The following is a 16,864-nucleotide window of genomic DNA, read 5'->3' on the forward strand; positions in this document are numbered from 1 at the left end:
GCGGAAAATGGTCTCCCTCCGGCGATCCGGGGGAAGCGGCGGGCGTCGGACCGGCCCTTTCGTTTCCCCTGATAAATTCGGCGGGCGTGCCTGTGGGGCACACAAAGGGATGGGTTCGCGCCCGGGCGGCGTCCGAGGGGTTTCGGCCCCGGTCCGCCCGGTGCAGTGGAAGGACGGTGCCGACCGGCAGCCATGGCTGCGGCATCGTGAACCTGAGGGCGTGCATGGCTCTTTCCACGGAAAGGCACGCCACCGTTCCCATGGAACTCCATCCTCCCAGAGAGACCGGAGTCGCGGGCAAAAACCGCCGAACGGGGTGCCGGAAGGTGCCATGCTTATACATTCAGATGAGGCAGCTCCGGCGCCCCGTCCGATGCTCTTTGAAAACCCACGGGCGAAACCGCCGCGTGGCTGTCGGCGCAGGACGGGAATGCGGGATGCATTTCCTCAGACAAAAAGGCCGGCGAAACCGCCGGCCTTTTCCTTGGTATATTGCCCGTTCTCAGAACTCTTCCCAGTCGTCCTGCGCCAGCGCCGTGTTGCCGGCGACCTGCGGCATGGCGCGGGGGGCGGTGCGCGGCGCCTGGTAGGCGGCGCGCTGCGGCTGGACGTCGCGGCGGGTCGCCTGCTGTACCGGCTGGGCAGCGGCCACGGCGGCGTTTCCGGCGCGGAAGCGGGCAACGAGCGACTTCAGCGTCTGGGCCTCGTCGTTCAGCGCCATGGAGGCGGCGGTGGTCTCTTCCACCATCGCGGCGTTCTGCTGGGTCACCTGGTCCATCTGGTTGACGGCCGCGTTGATCTCCTTGAGGCCGACGGCCTGCTCGGAGGCGGAGGAGGAGATCTGGCGGATGAGGCCGTTGATCTGGATGACCTGCTCGGCGATGTTCTCCAGCGCGCTGCCGGCCTTGCCGACGAGGTCGACACCCTCGCGGACCTGCACCTCGGAGGTGTTGATCAGCGTCTTGATCTCCTTGGCGGCATTGGCCGAGCGCTGGGCGAGCTCGCGCACCTCCTGGGCGACGACGGCGAAGCCCTTACCGGCTTCCCCGGCCCGCGCCGCTTCCACGCCGGCATTGAGCGCCAGCAGGTTCGTCTGGAAGGCGATGTCGTCGATCACGCCGATGATGTTGGAGATCTCGCGCGAGGAGTGCTCGATGCCGTGCATGGCGCCGATCGCCTTCTGCACGACCTCGCCGGACTTGCTGGCATCGTCGCTGGCCGTTTCCACCGACTTGGCGGCGACGCGGGCGTTTTCCGCGCTGGAATTGACCTGCGAGGTGAGCTGGTCGAGGGCGGCCGCCGTCTCTTCCAGGCTCGCCGCCTGCTGTTCGGTGCGGTGCGAGAGATCGGCCGCGCCCTTGGAGATCTCGCCCGTGCCGCCGCCGATATTGCCGACCGAGGCGTTGACCGTCTGGATCGTCTCTTCAAGGCTGGCGATCGCCGAGTTGAAGTCGGTCTTGAGCTTGTCGTACTCGCCCGGGAAGTCGCCGGAGAGGCGGAAGGTCAGGTTGCCGGAGGAGAGCTGGGCAAGGCCTTCGCCGAGGCGGGCGACGATGTCGCGCTGGAGGGCGCTCGATTCGGCGCGCTCGGCTTCCGACCGGTTGCGCTCGGCCTCGGTCAGCTGGCGCTGGTTGTCGGCTTCCGCTTCCAGGCGCTTGGTGTCGGCGAGCTGGTGACGGAACCCTTCCAGCGCCTTGGCGACCGAGCCGGTCTCGTCCGAGCGCTCCTGGCCGGCGATCGGCTGGGTATAGACGCCGCTGCTGAGCGTCGCGACGTCGGAGACGAGGCCCGCGAGCGGCTTCTGCACGAAGGTGCGCACGGCGACGTAAAGCCCGGCGAGCACGGCACCGAGAACGATCAGCCCGCCGAGGATCATCATGCGGGTCTGGTCGTCGACCGGCGCGTTGATGGCGGCGCGCGGCACGTCGACCAGCACGATCCAGGTCGTGTTGATGTCGGGCAGCGCGAAGGGATAGACGACGCGGTCGAAGGAGGCCAGTTCGTCGAAGGAGAGGTTCTCGATGCGGCCGATCGTGCCCGTCGCAAGCGCGTTCTTGACGATGTCGGTGCCTTGTCCGTCGTAATCCGTCATCAGGAGGTCAGCGTTCGGCGCAACGATCCACTTGCCGGTCTGCGAAAGCAGCATGACGCGGCCTTCGCCGAAGGGCTTCAGCCGGCTGAGCTTTTCATCGAGCGTCTTCAGCGAGACGTCGACGCCGGTGACGCCGATCAGCTTGCCGCCCGGGGCGACCGGAAAGGCGATGGAGGCCATGGTGAAGTTCTCACCCGTCGATTCCTCCTTGTAGGGCTGGGTCATGGCGCCCTTGCCGCTGCCGGCCGCAAGCGCATACCACTCGGCCTTGTAGTCGGATTCGAAGGTGGAGAGCGCGATGGAACCGTCCTTGCGCTTCGTCCAGTAGGGATTGAACGAGCCGTCCTTGAACGTGCCGGTTTCCAGTTGCTCGGCGGTTTCGCGCGACTTGCCGTCGAAGGCGTTCGGCTCTTCCGCAAACCAGCTGCCGAGGGCGAAGCTGTTCTTTTCCGCGTTCGCCTTGATGATGTCCACGACCTGCTTGCGGTCGAAATGCCCGACCGAATGGCCCTGCTCGATCACGCCCGCCATGGAGCGCGCGGCGCTGGCGAGCTGGCCGATATCGGTCGCGATGTCGGCGGCGATCGCCTTCGCCTCGGTGTCGGCTTGGGAATAGACGAGATCGGCGACGCGGCTTTGCGTCTGGCCGATGAGTACGGTGTTGGAGGCGAGCATCACGAGGGCGATCGTGCCGCCGGTGACCGCGATGAGCTTCGTCGCGAGCGACTTGGCCTGGAACTTGAACATGGAATCCTCACGATGAGAGACGTCCGCGGCGGACACCGCGGAGGAGCACATTCGTTTGCGGGGGTCTCCGTCATGGAGGTCGGGGCGCGCGACCAGCGCCAGAGGCCGCCGACCGGAAGGGTCGGGCCTGAGGACTTCAGTAACCCATAAAATATTAATAAATAACCAAATGCTGCTGCCACTTCTCGGCGCAACCGGCTGATTTATCAGGCGCCGCAGTCAATGCGACGCCTGATGCGCCAATTGCGAAATCCGGCGGGCCAGGCTGCCGCGCCGCCGTCAGATTTCCGCGTCGACGGCCGTGGCGAAGGGAATGGAGGGCTGGGCGCCGGGCTTCAGGCAGGCGAGCGATCCGGCGACGGCCGCGCGGCGCAGCGCCTCCTTGAAGCCGAGGCCGGCATCGAGCGAGGCGGCGAGATAGCCGCAGAACGTATCGCCCGCGCCTACCGTGTCGACGGGCTCGATCTTGAGGCCGGCGGCGCGGAAAATCTCGTTCCTGCGGATCGCGACGACGCCGTCGGCGCCGAGCGTGACGATGATCGTCTGGCCGCTGCCCGCATGCAGCGCGCGCATGGTCGTCTCGCGCGCCTCGTCCGAGAGTTCGCCCTTGCCGACGAAGAGGTCGAATTCGGTCTCGTTGGCGACGAGGATGTCGGCCATCGCGCCGAGGCGGCCGGCATCGGCGCTGAAGGGGGCGATGTTGACGATCGAGATGACGCCCTTCTGCTTGGCGCTGACGAGCGCGGCCTCGATGGCGGCATTGGGGATTTCGAACTGCAGCATCAGGTAGTCGCCGCGCGTCATGCCGCCGACGGTGCGCTTCGCATCCTCCTCGCCGACGGTGCCGTTGGCGCCCGGCACGACGACGATGACATTCTCGCCTTCGTCGTCCACGAGGATATGGGCCGTGCCGGTCGCCTCGGCGGCGGAGCGCACGCCGTTGAGATCGACCGCGGCGTCGGCGAGCAGCGCCAGCGCCTGGCTGCCCAGCCGGTCGTCGCCGACGGCGCCGGCCATGCGCACGATCGCGCCGGCGCGGCGGGCGGCGAGCGCCTGGTTGGCGCCCTTGCCGCCGGCGGCGGTGGTGAAGCTGCTGCCCATGACCGTCTCGCCCGGCTTCGGCAGGCGTTCTGGCGTGGCGATGAGGTCCATGTTGATGGAGCCGAAGACGGTGATCATGAGAGGTGCCCCTTGTCGTTTCCGCCGGACACTGCCCGAGGCGGTCAGTCCTCGTCAACCACCCTCAGCCGAAGCTGTCCCGTCCGGGTCTCCACGGCAGTCTCCGCAGGCGCGGAAAGCGCTGATGCCGCCTCGAATTCCATGTCGCCGATGCGCGCGCCACGCCGGGTCAGCTTCTCCGTCGAGGTCAGGATGAGGTCGACATCCTTCTGCGCGGCGGTGAAATGGCCGGAAAGCTTGCGCACCCGGTCGTCGAGCCGCGTCAGGTCGTCCATCAGCCTGATGACCTCGCCCTGGATGACATGGGCCTGCTCGCGCATGCGCTGGTCCTTTAGAAGCGCCTGCAGCACCTGCACGGACAGCATGAGCAGCGAGGGCGAGACGATGACGATGCGCGCCCGGTGCGCCCGCTGCACGATGGCCTCGAAATTCTCGTGGATGCTGGCGAAGATCGATTCGGAGGGCACGAAGAGGAAGGCGGTGTCCTGCGTCTCGCCGGCGAGAAGATATTTTTCGGCGATATCGCGGATATGGGTCTCCATGTCGCGGCGGAACTGCTGTGCCGCGAGCTTGGTGGCCTCGGGCGAGCGCCCGTCCGACAGCGCATTCCACGCCTCCAGCGGGAATTTCGCATCGACGACGAGGGGCGGCTGGCCGTTCGGCATGCGGATCGTGCAGTCGGGCCTGACGCCGTTGGAAAGCTGCGCCTGGAACTGGTAGGCGCCTGATGGCATGGCATCGGCGATGATCGTCTCCATGCGCGACTGGCCGAAGGCGCCGCGGGTCTGCTTGTTGGAGAGGATCGCCTGGAGACCGACCACGTCCTTCGCCAGCGACTGGATGTTGCTCTGCGCATTGTCGATGACGGCAAGCCGCTCCTGCAGGCGGCGGAGGTTCTCGTGCGTCGAGCGGGTCTGCTCGGAGATCGACTGGCCGATCCGCTGCGTCAGGCCGTCGAGCCGCGCATTGATCGCCTGGTTCGTCTCCGATTGCTTCGCGCCGAAGACGTCGGCCATGGCGGCAACGCGGCCCTGCATTTCCGTTTGCGCCTTCAGGAGCTCGGCAAAGCGCAGCTCCGCCATCGCCGCCGCCTCGCGCTGGCGCGCCTGGCTGCGGCGGGCCGAAAGGAGGCCGAAGACGGCGATCAGCAGGGCGGCGAGCAGCACGAGCGCCGGGCCGGGGCCGCCGAGCCGGGCAAGGAGGGAGGCGAGCAGCATGTCAAAGGTCGGATCGATCATGCCGCGACCATAACACGGATTGCGGCGGAAACCAGATCATAACGTGAACAGATGCGTGGGACATGCGGCGCCGGCGACGGTTGAAGCCGATTGAAAGCGTCAAAAAACCGCGCTAAGGAGGCGAGATGACCATCAAGCCGCTGATTATCCTTCCCGATCCGATCCTCCGCCAGGTTTCGAAGCCCATCGAGACCGTCGACAGCGAGGTGAAGAAGCTCGCCGACGACATGCTGGAAACCATGTACGATGCGCCGGGCATCGGCCTTGCCGCGATCCAGATCGGCGTCGCGCGCCGCATGCTGGTGCTCGACGTCTCGAAGGAGGGCGAGGACAAGAAGCCGCTCGTCTTCATCAATCCGGAAGTCGTCTCCGCCTCGGATGCCCGCTCGGTCTATGAGGAGGGCTGCCTGTCGATCCCGGACTATTATGCCGAGGTCGAGCGCCCCGCGGCCATCACCGTCAAGCATCTCGACCGCGACGGCAAGGAGCAGCTCACGGAGGCCGACGGCCTGCTGGCGACCTGCCTGCAGCACGAGATCGATCACCTGAACGGCGTGCTGTTCATCGACCACATTTCCAAGCTGAAGCGCGAGATGGTGATCCGCAAGTTCACCAAGGCGGCGAAGCTGCGCGGCAGCAAGGCGCTCTGAGGCGACAACCAGGCGCTTGCCGCCCGGGCTTTGTTTCATGCAATTCCGGCCGCAGAACCGCTTCGCGCTTTTGCTGGACCTGCTTTCCTGGAGGCTGACCGATGGCCCTTCGCATCATCTTCATGGGCACGCCGGATTTCTCCGTGCCGACGCTTGAGGCGCTGGTGCAGGCCGGCCACGAGATCGTCGCCGTCTATTCGCAGCCGCCGCGCCCGGCCGGCCGCCGCGGCCTCGAACGGGTGAAATCGCCGGTGCACCAGGCGGCCGAAAGGCTCGGGCTTCCCGTCTTCACCCCGCTCAATTTCCGCGAGGAGGCCGACCGCGCGGCCTTTCGTGCGCTGAAGGCGGATGTCGCCGTCGTCGTCGCCTACGGCCTCCTGCTGCCGGAAGCGATCCTGACCGGTACCCGGCTCGGCTGCTACAACGGCCATGCCTCGCTGCTGCCGCGCTGGCGCGGCGCGGCGCCCATCCAGCGGGCGATCATGGCGGGGGACGCACAAACCGGCATGATGGTCATGCAGATGGAGAAGGGCCTCGACACCGGCCCGGTCGCGCTGACCCATCGCGTGGCGATAAGCGACACCATGACGGCCGGTGAGCTGCACGATACGCTGATGAGGGCGGGCGGCCCCCTGATGGTGGAAGCCATGGCGAAGCTCGAAGCCGGCGACCTGCCGCTGACCCCGCAGGCGCAGGAGGGCGTGCTCTACGCGGCCAAGATCGACAAGGCCGAGACCCGCATCGATTTTTCCCGCCCCGCCGGGGACGTGCACAACCATATCCGCGGCCTCTCGCCCTTCCCGGGCGCCTGGTTCGAGCTGCCGGTCGCCGGCAAGCCGGAGCGGGTGAAGGTTCTGGCGAGCGCGCGGGCCGGCGACACCACGACGAAAGCCGCCGGAACGGTTCTCGACGACCGGTTCACGATCGCCTGCGGTGACGGCGGGGCCGTCCGGCTCGTGCGCCTGCAGAAGGCGGGCGGCAAGCCGCTCGACGCGGCCGATTTCCTGCGAGGCACGCCCGTCGCGGCCGGCCAGGTCATCGGCTGATGCCGCGCTACCGCCTCCGCATCGAATATGATGGCACGCCCTATGTCGGCTGGCAGCGGCAGGACAACGGGCACTCCGTGCAAGGCGCCATCGAGGCGGCCATCCTGTCGCTGACGGGCGAGACCGTCTCGATCCGCGGCGCGGGGCGCACGGATTCGGGCGTACATGCCATGGGGCAGGTGGCCCATGCGGACCTTTCGCGGGTGTGGAAGGAGCACACGCTGCGCAACGCGCTCAACGCCCATCTCGGCATGACCGGCGAGCGGATCGCGATCCTCGATGCGGCGGCGGTGCCCGACGATTTCGACGCCCGCTTCTCGGCGGTGAAGCGGCACTATCTCTACCGCATCATCTCGCGCCCAGCGCCGCTGGCGCTGGAGGCGAACCGCGCCTGGTTCGTCGCCAGGACGCTCGACCACGAGGCGATGCATGCCGCCGGGCAGATGCTCGTCGGCAGGCACGACTTCACGACCTTCCGCGCCGCCCAGTGCCAGGCGAACAGCCCCGTGCGCACCATCGACCGATTGGACGTGACGCGCAGCGGCGACCTGATCGAGATGCGCGTCTCGGCGCAAAGCTTCCTGCACAACCAGATCCGTTCCTTCGCCGGCACGCTGAAGCTGGCGGGAGAGGGCAAGTGGACACGGGAGGACGTGCGCGCGGCGCTGGAGGCGCGCGACCGCAAGGCCTGCGGCCCCGTGGCGCCGCCGGACGGGCTCTATTTCATGGCTGTCGACTACTAGGCGGCCCGGAGGGCGAAAGGCGCATCAGCCCGGCAACGTGCCGAGGAGTTGCTGCAATTGCTGCCCGACGATCATCGGCGGCAGCACGTAGATCGCCGTCATGGCCGAGGCGAGCAGCGTCTGCCTGCCGACGCACATCCATACGAGGCGGAACTGCAGCACGACGCTGGCGCCGAAGACCGCATAGAGCAGCAGGCCGGCAAAGGGCGCGCTCGTGGGCAGGACCAGCGTCAGGGCGAAGGGGATCGCCGCGGCATAGGCGAAGGGCACGGCGATCCAGTTGCTCGCCGTCACCACGGTCGCAACATGCTTGCCGTAGCCGAGCGGACGCGCGAGCGCCGCCAGAAGCACCAGCGGCAGCAGCCAGCCCGCCACGTCGATCACCAGGAGCTTGACGAAGAAGGAGAGGCCGGCCGGCGTTCCCGTCGGCATGCTGCCGAGAAAATAGAGCCGCCAGGATGCCCAGATAACGGCAAAGGCGGGAAGGCACCAGGCGAAGGCCCAGAAGGAGCGGACAAGCCCGCGCATCGTCAGGTCCAGCCAGCCGAACCCTTCCTGCTTCTGCCGCACGAGCAGGAACACGCCGGTGAGATAGTGCAGGACCTCGTCAAGCCCGGGCATCGCCGAACCAGCGCTGGAGGAAGGTCTCGTAGATCACGGTCAGCGTCTCGAGATCGGCGATGGCCACCCGCTCGTCGACCATGTGCATGGTCTGTCCGACGAGGCCGAACTCCACGACCGGGCAATAATCCTTGATGAAGCGGGCATCGGAGGTGCCCCCCGTCGTCGACAGCTTTGGCGCACGGCCGGTCACGGCTTCGACGGCGCCGGAGAGCGAGGCGATCAGCCGGTCGTTGCGGGTGAGGAAGACGTGGCTCGGCCGCTCGGCCCAGGCGATGTCGTAGCGGAGCGGCGGGCGGCCCGGCCGCAGCCTTTCGTCGCGCGCGGCGGCATCGAGCCGGCGCACGATCTCGGCCATCACGGTCTCGGCCGTCCAGATATCGTTGAAGCGGATGTTGAAGCGGGCGACCGCCTGTGCCGGCACGACATTTGTCGCGGGATTGCCGACGTCGATCGTCGTCACTTCCAGATTCGACGGCTGGAAATTCTCCGTGCCGGCGTCGAAGGGCGGATGCATCAGGGCATCGGTGAGCGCGATCACGCCGCGCACGGCATTGTCGGCGAGGTGTGGATAGGCGGCATGGCCCTGCACGCCCTGTACCGTGATCGTGCCGGAGACGGAGCCGCGCCGGCCGATCTTGATCATGTCGCCGAGCTGGTCCGGGTTCGTCGGCTCGCCGACGAGGCAGGCATCCCAGCGTTCGCCGCGCTCCGCGGCCCATTGCAGCAGCTTGATCGTGCCGTTGACGGCCGGGCCTTCCTCGTCGCCGGTGATGAGGAAGGAGAGCGAACCCTTCGGGGGACCGTTCTTTGCGATCTGGCGGGCGACGGCGGCGACGAAGCAGGCGATGCCGCCCTTCATGTCGACCGCGCCGCGGCCGAACATCTCGCCGCCGGCGATCTCGGCGCTGAAGGGCGCATGCGTCCAGGCCGCGTCGTTGCCGACGGGCACGACATCCGTGTGGCCGGCGAACATCAGGTGCGGCCCCTCGGTGCCGATGCGGGCATAGAGGTTCTCGATGTCGGGCATGCCGGGCTCGCGCGCCGTCATGCGCTCCACTGTGAAGCCGAGCGGCTCCAGCATGGCGGCGAGCGCCGTCAGCGCCCCGCCCTCGGCAGGGGTGACGGAGGGGCAGCGGATGAGCGTTGCAAGATTGGCGATCGGATCGGCGGAGGTCATGGACATGCGGTCACGGCACGAAAGGGAGGAAGGAGAATCGAGATTTAGCCGATCGGCCGTGCGCTGTCACGCGCCCCCGAAGCGCGCCTCTCAGTCTTTCGGCCGGTTGGGCAGGCGGCCGTAGTCGTTCGGCCCGTTCGTGCCCGGCCAGACCATGAAGGCGAAGAGCGCGAAGAAGGAGATGGCCGGGATGAACAGGCAGATGATCAGCGGCAGCGGCAGGTTCATGTCGTGCAGCCGCTTGACCGTCAGCAGGACGGAGGACACCGTGGAAACGAGCGCCACGCCGACGAAGACGAAGGACCAGAAGAGGAAGGAGGGATCCTCCTTCGGCACGATGATGATGCGGGCGAGCGCGGCCGAAAGCAGCATCAGCCAGAAGGCCCAGCCGAGCGCGAAGGGCACCCGGCTGACCCGGCCGGACCAGCCGAAGAAGAGCCAGGCGAGGCTCGGCCTCTGCTCTTCCACGACCGCCATGGCTCAATCCCGAAGCAGTTCGTTGATGCCGGTCTTCGAGCGGGTCTGCGCGTCGACACGCTTGACGATGACGGCGCAGTAGAGCCCCGGCGCCGGCAGGCCGTTCGGCATCACCTTGTCCGACGGCATGGAGCCGGCGACGACGACGGAATAGGGCGGCACTTCGCCATAGGTCACCTCGCCCGTCGCGCGGTCGACGATCTTGGTCGACTTGCCGATGAAGACGCCCATGCCAAGCACGGAGCCCTCGCGCACGATGCAGCCCTCGACGACCTCCGAGCGGGCGCCGATGAAGCAATTGTCCTCGATGATCGTGGGACCTGCCTGCATCGGCTCCAGCACGCCGCCGATGCCGACGCCGCCGGAAAGATGCACATGCTTGCCGATCTGCGCGCAGGAGCCCACCGTCGCCCAGGTGTCGACCATCGTGCCCTCGCCGACATAGGCGCCGAGATTGACGAAGGAGGGCATCAGGATGGCGTTCGGCGCGATATAGGCGGAACGGCGCACCACGCAGTTGGGCACGGCGCGGAAGCCGGCCTTCTCGAATTCGTTGACGCTCCAGCCGTCGAACTTGGAGGGCACCTTGTCCCACCAGGACGAGTCGCCCGGGCCGCCCTTGACGATCTCCATCGGGTTGAGGCGGAAGGAGAGGAGAACGGCCTTCTTCAGCCACTGGTTCACCGTCCAGGTGCCGTCCTCGCCGCGCTGGGCGACGCGTACCTTGCCGGTGTCGAGCAGGTTGAGGGACGTCTCCACCGCATCGCGCACTTCGCCGCGCGTTCCGGTGTTGATGCCGTCCCGTTCCTCGAAGGCGCGCTCGATGGTGGCGGAAAGGGTGGCGAGGTCAGGCAGGCTCATCGGAATTCCTTAAACTTCGAGGCTTATTTTCGATTGTCGGGATGCCGGAAGGTTGATTTCATCAATCTGCAAAATGCTCTAGAGCAAGTGCCGGAAAAGATGAAGCCCCTTTCCGGCAGATACTGTCGCACGGGCGCAATGGTAATCCCGTGGGGCCGGAAAGCAGGCCAGCAAGCAGGAAAATGACATGGCAAGACTGAAGAAGAAGAATCTGCGCCGCAAGGACGGCGTCTGGGATCCGTTGGCCGACAGCGCGCAGGACAAGCACCGCGCCGCCGTCGTGCCGCAGACGCCGCAATCGGCCCATCCGGCCTACCGGCTTGCCTATGTCGACGACGACTTCCTCTGCCGCGAGGAGCTGCGCCCAGTGCGCCTGCAGCTCGAATTGCTGAAGGTCGAGATGATGCTCGCCGAGCGCGGCATCAAGTCGACCGTCGTGATGTTCGGCGGCGCGCGCATTCCCGCCCCCGGCCAGGAGGCCTGGGCGGCGCGCAACGAGACGCAGCGCCTCAATCTCGAAGCCGCCTCGGTCTATTACGAGGAAGCGCGCAAATTCGCGCGCATGTGCTCGGAGAAATCCGCGGAACTCGGCTTCAAGGAATATGTCGTCGTCACCGGCGGCGGGCCGGGCGTCATGGAGGCGGGCAACCGCGGGGCGGCCGATGTCGGCGCGCCGTCGATCGGCCTCAACATCGTGCTGCCGCACGAGCAGGCGCCGAACCCCTATGTGACGCCGGAGCTCAGCTTCAACTTCCACTATTTCGCCATCCGCAAGATGCATTTCCTGCTGCGCGCCAAGGCCGTGACGGTGTTTCCGGGCGGCTTCGGCACGCTGGACGAACTGTTCGAGACGGTCACGCTGATGCAGACGGGCCGCATGGCGCTGGTGCCGCTCATCCTGTTCGGCAAGGAATTCTGGCGCAGGATCATCGATTTCGACGCGCTCGCCGCCTTCGGGACGATCGCGCCCGGCGATGTCGAGCTGATGCAGTTCGTCGAGACGGCCGACGAGGCCTGGGACATCATCGTGAAGTTTTACGAGAAGCTGGAGGCCGAGCAGGCGGCGGCCGCGCTCGGTTGATGTAAGGACGATTACGGGCGCCTGCCACCTCTCCTCCGTCATGGTCGGGCTCGACCCGACCATCCGTCCACCGGCACGTCGGGAATGTGGATCCTCGGGGCAGGCCCGAGGATGACGGCAGGGGGAGGGCGACGGTCTGCGCGAAATTTCCGCGCCTTTCGCAAAAAAAAGACGCCCCGGTTTTGAAACCGGGGCGTTCCTGGTCGGACGTGCTCGTAACGGAGGGTGTTTAGCGGTTGCCGCGCCTGCCCATCTCGTCGGCGGTGATGAAGCCGTCGCCGTTCCGGTCGCGCTGCTTGAACATCGCGGCGGCGGCGGTTTCCATTTCCGCCTTGGTCAGCGTGCCGTTCTTGTCGGCATCGGCCCGCTCGAACATGCGGCCGCCCATGCGATCGATCCGGGCGTCGCGCAGCGCCTCGCGGGCGGCCGCCTTCGCCTCGCCATCCGTCGCCTTTACCTCGCGGACGGCCTTGCGGGCATCGCGGAAGGCCTCGCGCCTCGCGTCGACCTCGGCCTTCGTCACCTCGCCGTTCTTGTCGGCGTCGAAGCGCTGGAAGGTTTCCGAGGCGCGCTGCAGCAGCTCCTCCTGCGAGACCTTGCCGTCGCTGTTGGCATCGAGGCGCTTCAGCATGCGCTCGGCACGCTCCTCGCCGCCCTTGCCGTGGCGACCCTTGCCCTTATGGGGGCGGGCATCGGCCGTGTCGATCGCGCCGTCCTTGTTGCTGTCGCGCCGTTCGAAGATCTTCTGCGCCGAGGCAAGCACTTCCGCTTCGGAAAGCGTGCCGTTCCCGTCGGTGTCGGCACGGTCGAACATGCGGCCGGCGCCCGGCAGCATGAAGGGGCCGGCGGCCCGCAGCGCCTCGCGTGCCTTGTCCTTGTCGGTGTCGGTCGCGGCACGCACGGCCTTGCGGGCATCGCGGAACGCGTCGTGGCGGGCCTTGATCTCGTCCTTCGTCACCTGGCCGTCGCCGTCGGCATCGAAGGTCTTGAAGGTGGCGGAGATGTTGGTCTTGAACTCGTCGAGCGAGACCTTGCCGTCCTTGTTCGCGTCGAGACGCTCGATCATCGCGGCATGGCGCGGCCCGTGCCGGCCCTCGCCCTTGGCGGCGAAGGCGGGGGCGGCGGCGCCCGAAAGCAGTAGGCCGGCAGCGACGGCGCCGAGGAGAAGTTCCTTTTTAGCCATGGTCATTCCTTTTCATCCATCATCGTCCCTTGGGGAGGCAGGATAGGGGGAATGCCGGCCGGCACCAGTTACAAATTGGTAATTCAAGCTTTTGACGGAAAAGGGTTTTTTCCGTGTCTGGAATGTGTCGGCTCTTGCCTAGAGCAATGCGTTGAGGAAGGCCGTCAGGTTCGAGGTCGCATAGTCGATATGCTTGTCCTCGTCCGTGCGCTTCTCCCAGGCATCGGTGAATTCGTGGCCCTCGTCGCGCGGGGTCAGCAGCACGGTCTTCATGCCGAGCGTCTTCGGCACGATGAGGTTGCGCGGCAGGTCCTCGAACATCACGGCCTGCTTCGTGTCGACCCGGTGCAGCGCCATGAACTTGTCATAGGTCGCGCCGGCCGGCTTCGGCACGTATTCGGCCGCCACGATATCGAAGACGTCGTCGAAATGGTGGAAGATGCCGAGGGCTCTCGCCGCCATCTCGGCGTGCTTGACGCTGCCATTGGTGAAGATGAACTTGCGGCCCGGCAGCGCCTGGATCGCCTCGCCGAGCGGCAGGTCGGGCGACAGCACGTCGTAATTGATCGCATGCGCCTTTTCCAGGAAGTCCACGGGGTCGATGGCGTGATGGATCATCAGGCCCTTCAGCGTCGTGCCGTGGTCGAAGTAATACTGCTTCTGCAGGGCGCGCGCGTCCTCGCGCGACAGGCCGAGCAGGGCCGAGACGTAAGCCGTCATGTTCTTGTCGATCTGGGCGAAGAGATCGACATGGTGCGGATAGAGCGTGTTGTCGAGGTCGAAGACCCAGTCACGCACATGGCTGAAATCGGCTTTGTTCGGAAGATCGGTCATGGAGCGTCTTATGGCATGGGCCTGCGCGAAGGGAAACGGAATTTTCCACGGGAGGTCGACGCCGGCGATGGATTTGGCCCGGCCCGCATGCTAGCGGCAGGGCATGGAACTCTGGATCCCCATCACCATCGCCGCCGCCTTCCTGCAGAACCTGCGCTCGGCCCTGCAGAAGCATCTTCAGGGCAAGCTCGGCACGCGCGGCGCGAGCTTCGTGCGCTTCGGCTACGGCTTTCCGCTGGCGATCCTCTACGTGCTGGTGCTGAACCGCATCGTCGGCCTCGCCTTCCCCTCGCTCAACTGGACCTTCGCCTTCTGGGCCGTCATCGGGGGGCTGGCGCAGATCTTTGCCACCATGCTGCTCGTCTATCTGTTCTCGCTGCGGAATTTTGCGGTCGGCACGGCCTATTCCAAGACGGAGCCGGTGCAGGCGGCGATCTTCGGCTTCGTGCTGCTCGGCGAGCGCATCACCCTGGGCGCGGTCGTCGCCATCGTCGTCGGCGTCATCGGCGTGATGCTGATTTCCGTCGCCCGCGCGCCGCTCTCCTGGCGCAACACCTTCGCCGCCCTGACGAGCCGCACCGCCCTGATCGGCATCGCCTCGGGCGCGGTCTTCGGCGTCTCGGCCGTCGCCTATCGCAGCGCGTCCCTCTCGTTCGACGGGCCGGGGCCGATCATGAACGCTGCGGTGACGCTCGCCTGCGTCACCACTTTCCAGACGGCCTTCATGCTGGTCTGGATGGCCTGGAAGGACAAGCGGGAAATCGTCGAGGTCTTGAGAAGCTGGCGCTCGTCCGCGCTGGTCGGCATTGCCGGGGTGCTGGGCTCGGCCTGCTGGTTCACGGCGATGAGCCTCCAGCAGGTCGCCTATGTGCGCGCGCTCGGCCAGATCGAGCTGGTCTTCACCTTCATGGCCTCGTATTTCCTCTTCCACGAGCGGGTCAACCGCACGGAAGTCGTCGGCTGCCTGCTCATCGTCGGCGGCATTCTGGGCCTGCTCTTCTGGTGAGGGGCCGGCGGCGGGAAGCCGCCGGCAGAAGCATCAGGGCACGATCAGCGTGCCGGCGCCGTGTTCGGTGAAGATCTCCAGCAGCACTGAATGGGCGGTCTTGCCGTTGAGGATGACGACGCCCTGCACGCCGGCCTTGATGGCGTCGATGCAGGTCTCGACCTTCGGGATCATACCGCCGGAGATCGTGCCGTCCTTGATGAGGGCGCGGGCCTCGGCGACGGAGAGTTCCTTGATGAGCTGGCCGTTCTTGTCGAGCACGCCCGGCACGTCGGTGAGGAAGAGCAGGCGCGTCGCGTTGAGCGCCCCGGCGATGGCGCCGGCGAAGGTATCGGCGTTGATGTTGTAGGTGTGGCCGTCGCGGCCGGGGGCGACCGGGGCGATGACCGGGATCATCTCGGATTTCGCGAGCAGGTCGATCAGCGTGCGGTCGACTTCCACCACCTCGCCGACGAAACCGAGATCGAGGATGCGCTCGATATTGCTGTCCGGATCGACCACGGTCTTCTTGGCCTTTTCGGCGAAGACCATGTTGCCGTCCTTGCCGCACAGGCCGATCGCCCATTCGCCCGTCTGGTTGATGAGCGCGACGATCTCCTTGTTGATCGAGCCGGCGAGCACCATCTCGACGATCTCGACCGTCTTCTGGTCGGTGACGCGCAGGCCCCCCTCGAATTTCGATTCGATGCCCATCTTGGAGAGCATCGCGCCGATCTGCGGGCCGCCGCCATGCACGACGATCGGGTTGACGCCCGACTGCTTGAGCAGCGCGATGTCGCTCGCGAAAGCCTTGCCCAGTTCCGCATTGCCCATGGCATGGCCGCCATATTTCACCACGATGGTCTTGTTCTCGTAGCGCTGCATATAGGGCAGGGCTTGCGCGAGAAGGCGGGCTTGGGTTTCGCTTTCGGATAGGGACATGGCGGCCTCTTGGGAATGGGTGGGCGCCTGTTTAACGCATGTTTCGTGACGATGGAATGATCCGCCGGCCATATTGCTGCCGGTGCCCGGAAAAAGACGGAACGACACGAGCCGGGGACCGCAAGATCGGTGGCGGGAAAGGGCGATGGGGAATATGATGGCGCGCTTGCGCGTTTCCATGAGCAAAAGCGAAAGGGAATGCCTATATGGAGTTGGAGGCCTGGTCCTCGCCCGGATTTCATCGAAGCCTGAGAGAGTGCATAGCCGATGACGGCGCCCGACCGAGAGATGAGAGACCCCCGCCGCGATGAGGTGATCGCCGGCGAATATGTGCTCGGGGTGCTTTCCGCCGAGGAGCGCCGCAAGGTCGAGGCGCGCCTCGCCAAGGACCGCCAGTTCGCCGCGATCGTCAGTCGCTGGGAAGAGAATCTTGCCACCTTCGAGGACGATTACGAGGCGCTGCATCTGCCGCCGCGCGCCCGTTCCCCCATGGAGCAATGCCTGTTCGGCGCGACGCCGCGGGACGCCGTGTTCTCCGGCAGGGTCGCGGGCGGCTGCTGGGGCTCGCTCGCCTTCTGGCGGGCGCTCGCCCTTGCCTCCTTCGCCATTGCGGCGGGCCTTGCCCTGTTGATCGGCGCGCTCATCGCGCCGCGCCCGGTGAGCGGCGGGCGTCTCGTCGCGGACCTGGCGGGAGAGGGGGCCGTGATCGATCTCGTCGCGCGCTATGACGATGTGAGCGGCTCGCTGCGGGTGACGCCGGTCGCCGGTGGCGGCGGCAAGGACAAGTCGCTCGAACTGTGGCTGACGCAGGATGGCAGGGCGCCGGTCTCGCTCGGCGTGCTGCCGCAGACCGGCGAGGGCACGCTCATCGTGCCGGGAGAATTGCGCGGGCGGCTGGTGCAGGGCGCGATGCTCTCCGTCAGCGTGGAGCCCTTCGGCGGGTCGCCGGGCGGCAAGGCGACCGGCCCCGTCCTCGCGTCCGGCGCCGCCCGGTTCGATTGAGCC

At 66.7% G+C, this 16,864-nt stretch carries 16 protein-coding genes; 6 read left to right on the forward strand and 10 right to left on the reverse strand.

Features of this window, described 5'->3' with window-relative positions; all coding sequences use genetic code 11:
* Window positions 1-502: 502 nt before the first annotated feature.
* The 3 genes from shn_RS00245 to shn_RS00255 form a co-directional block, all read right to left on the reverse strand.
* Window positions 503-2,839: a methyl-accepting chemotaxis protein gene (locus tag shn_RS00245; RefSeq protein ID WP_064328651.1), complete on the reverse strand. Its 2,337-nt coding sequence runs from the start codon at window positions 2,837-2,839 to the stop codon at window positions 503-505.
* A gap of 279 nt (window positions 2,840-3,118) precedes the next feature.
* On the reverse strand, window positions 3,119-4,018 hold the full coding sequence (locus shn_RS00250; RefSeq protein WP_064328652.1) for a ribokinase: 900 nt from the start codon (window positions 4,016-4,018) through the stop codon (window positions 3,119-3,121).
* 44 nt (window positions 4,019-4,062) lie between these two features.
* Entirely contained in the window at window positions 4,063-5,256 is a 1,194-nt protein-coding gene (locus tag shn_RS00255; RefSeq protein ID WP_064328653.1) for a DNA recombination protein RmuC, read from the reverse strand.
* Window positions 5,257-5,381: 125 nt separating this feature from the next.
* Here shn_RS00255 and def point away from each other — a divergent pair, with 125 nt between their 5' ends.
* From def to truA, 3 genes are all read left to right on the forward strand, one after another.
* The gene (gene def / locus shn_RS00260) at window positions 5,382-5,906 is read left to right on the forward strand and encodes a peptide deformylase (RefSeq protein WP_064328654.1); all 525 of its coding nucleotides are present in this window, start codon (window positions 5,382-5,384) and stop codon (window positions 5,904-5,906) included.
* A 101-nt stretch (window positions 5,907-6,007) separates the two neighbouring features.
* A complete protein-coding gene (gene fmt / locus shn_RS00265; RefSeq protein WP_064328655.1) occupies window positions 6,008-6,952 on the forward strand; it encodes a methionyl-tRNA formyltransferase in 945 nt (314 codons plus the stop codon).
* The gene (truA, locus tag shn_RS00270) at window positions 6,952-7,695 is read left to right on the forward strand and encodes a tRNA pseudouridine(38-40) synthase TruA (protein ID WP_064328656.1); all 744 of its coding nucleotides are present in this window, start codon (window positions 6,952-6,954) and stop codon (window positions 7,693-7,695) included. The genes fmt and truA overlap by 1 nt, the downstream gene beginning before the upstream one ends.
* A 24-nt stretch (window positions 7,696-7,719) precedes the next feature.
* Here truA and shn_RS00275 read toward each other — a convergent pair whose 3' ends face one another.
* The 4 genes from shn_RS00275 to dapD all read right to left on the reverse strand — a co-directional run bounded on the left by shn_RS00275 (window position 7,720) and on the right by dapD (window position 10,834).
* Window positions 7,720-8,316 carry a hypothetical protein gene (locus shn_RS00275; protein ID WP_064328657.1) on the reverse strand — a complete coding sequence of 199 codons (597 nt, stop codon included), beginning with the start codon at window positions 8,314-8,316 and terminating at the stop codon, window positions 7,720-7,722.
* Window positions 8,303-9,496, reverse strand: a complete 1,194-nt coding sequence (dapE, locus tag shn_RS00280; protein ID WP_064328658.1) for a succinyl-diaminopimelate desuccinylase — start codon at window positions 9,494-9,496, stop codon at window positions 8,303-8,305. Before dapE ends, shn_RS00275 begins: the two co-directional genes overlap by 14 nt.
* Window positions 9,497-9,586: 90 nt before the next feature.
* The gene (locus shn_RS00285; protein ID WP_064328659.1) at window positions 9,587-9,973 is read right to left on the reverse strand and encodes a DUF805 domain-containing protein; all 387 of its coding nucleotides are present in this window, start codon (window positions 9,971-9,973) and stop codon (window positions 9,587-9,589) included.
* 3 nt (window positions 9,974-9,976) lie between these two features.
* The gene (gene dapD, locus shn_RS00290; RefSeq protein ID WP_064328660.1) at window positions 9,977-10,834 is read right to left on the reverse strand and encodes a 2,3,4,5-tetrahydropyridine-2,6-dicarboxylate N-succinyltransferase; all 858 of its coding nucleotides are present in this window, start codon (window positions 10,832-10,834) and stop codon (window positions 9,977-9,979) included.
* Between the two features lie 187 nt (window positions 10,835-11,021).
* Here dapD and shn_RS00295 point away from each other — a divergent pair, with 187 nt between their 5' ends.
* A complete protein-coding gene (locus shn_RS00295; RefSeq protein ID WP_064328661.1) occupies window positions 11,022-11,915 on the forward strand; it encodes an LOG family protein in 894 nt (297 codons plus the stop codon).
* A 229-nt stretch (window positions 11,916-12,144) separates the two neighbouring features.
* On the opposite strand, the gene shn_RS00300 is transcribed toward shn_RS00295, so the two are convergent.
* Window positions 12,145-13,098, reverse strand: coding sequence for an EF-hand domain-containing protein (locus tag shn_RS00300; RefSeq protein WP_168168882.1), 954 nt, complete (start codon window positions 13,096-13,098; stop codon window positions 12,145-12,147).
* Window positions 13,099-13,236: 138 nt separating this feature from the next.
* On the reverse strand, window positions 13,237-13,932 hold the full coding sequence (locus shn_RS00305) for a pyrimidine 5'-nucleotidase (protein ID WP_064328663.1): 696 nt from the start codon (window positions 13,930-13,932) through the stop codon (window positions 13,237-13,239).
* Window positions 13,933-14,035: 103 nt separating this feature from the next.
* Here shn_RS00305 and shn_RS00310 point away from each other — a divergent pair, with 103 nt between their 5' ends.
* Window positions 14,036-14,938 (forward strand): EamA family transporter, encoded by a 903-nt coding sequence (locus shn_RS00310; RefSeq protein ID WP_064328664.1) that lies wholly within the window; start codon window positions 14,036-14,038, stop codon window positions 14,936-14,938.
* A 33-nt stretch (window positions 14,939-14,971) separates the two neighbouring features.
* Here shn_RS00310 and argB read toward each other — a convergent pair whose 3' ends face one another.
* Entirely contained in the window at window positions 14,972-15,859 is an 888-nt protein-coding gene (gene argB / locus shn_RS00315) for an acetylglutamate kinase (RefSeq protein ID WP_064328665.1), read from the reverse strand.
* Window positions 15,860-16,147: 288 nt separating this feature from the next.
* Between argB and shn_RS00320 the strand changes: the two genes are divergently transcribed.
* Window positions 16,148-16,861 (forward strand): anti-sigma factor domain-containing protein, encoded by a 714-nt coding sequence (locus shn_RS00320; protein WP_245337343.1) that lies wholly within the window; start codon window positions 16,148-16,150, stop codon window positions 16,859-16,861.
* Window positions 16,862-16,864: the final 3 nt, after the last annotated feature.

This window comes from Shinella sp. HZN7 (genome assembly GCF_001652565.1).
GTDB classification, from domain to species: domain Bacteria; phylum Pseudomonadota; class Alphaproteobacteria; order Rhizobiales; family Rhizobiaceae; genus Shinella; species Shinella granuli.

Excerpts from the sequence above, each read along its gene's own strand:
- fmt (WP_064328655.1), top strand. The coding sequence starts at position 6,008 with ATGGCCCTTCGCATCATCTTCATGGGCACGCCGGATTTCTCCGTGCCG.
- argB (WP_064328665.1), bottom strand. The coding sequence starts at position 15,859 with ATGTCCCTATCCGAAAGCGAAACCCAAGCCCGCCTTCTCGCGCAAGCC.
- shn_RS00305 (WP_064328663.1), bottom strand. The coding sequence starts at position 13,932 with ATGACCGATCTTCCGAACAAAGCCGATTTCAGCCATGTGCGTGACTGG.
- shn_RS00245 (WP_064328651.1), bottom strand. The coding sequence starts at position 2,839 with ATGTTCAAGTTCCAGGCCAAGTCGCTCGCGACGAAGCTCATCGCGGTC.
- dapD (WP_064328660.1), bottom strand. The coding sequence starts at position 10,834 with ATGAGCCTGCCTGACCTCGCCACCCTTTCCGCCACCATCGAGCGCGCC.
- shn_RS00285 (WP_064328659.1), bottom strand. The coding sequence starts at position 9,973 with ATGGCGGTCGTGGAAGAGCAGAGGCCGAGCCTCGCCTGGCTCTTCTTC.
- shn_RS00275 (WP_064328657.1), bottom strand. The coding sequence starts at position 8,316 with ATGCCCGGGCTTGACGAGGTCCTGCACTATCTCACCGGCGTGTTCCTG.
- shn_RS00295 (WP_064328661.1), top strand. The coding sequence starts at position 11,022 with ATGGCAAGACTGAAGAAGAAGAATCTGCGCCGCAAGGACGGCGTCTGG.
- shn_RS00255 (WP_064328653.1), bottom strand. The coding sequence starts at position 5,256 with ATGATCGATCCGACCTTTGACATGCTGCTCGCCTCCCTCCTTGCCCGG.
- def (WP_064328654.1), top strand. The coding sequence starts at position 5,382 with ATGACCATCAAGCCGCTGATTATCCTTCCCGATCCGATCCTCCGCCAG.
- dapE (WP_064328658.1), bottom strand. The coding sequence starts at position 9,496 with ATGACCTCCGCCGATCCGATCGCCAATCTTGCAACGCTCATCCGCTGC.
- shn_RS00250 (WP_064328652.1), bottom strand. The coding sequence starts at position 4,018 with ATGATCACCGTCTTCGGCTCCATCAACATGGACCTCATCGCCACGCCA.
- shn_RS00320 (WP_245337343.1), top strand. The coding sequence starts at position 16,148 with ATGAGAGACCCCCGCCGCGATGAGGTGATCGCCGGCGAATATGTGCTC.
- shn_RS00310 (WP_064328664.1), top strand. The coding sequence starts at position 14,036 with ATGGAACTCTGGATCCCCATCACCATCGCCGCCGCCTTCCTGCAGAAC.
- shn_RS00300 (WP_168168882.1), bottom strand. The coding sequence starts at position 13,098 with ATGGCTAAAAAGGAACTTCTCCTCGGCGCCGTCGCTGCCGGCCTACTG.
- truA (WP_064328656.1), top strand. The coding sequence starts at position 6,952 with ATGCCGCGCTACCGCCTCCGCATCGAATATGATGGCACGCCCTATGTC.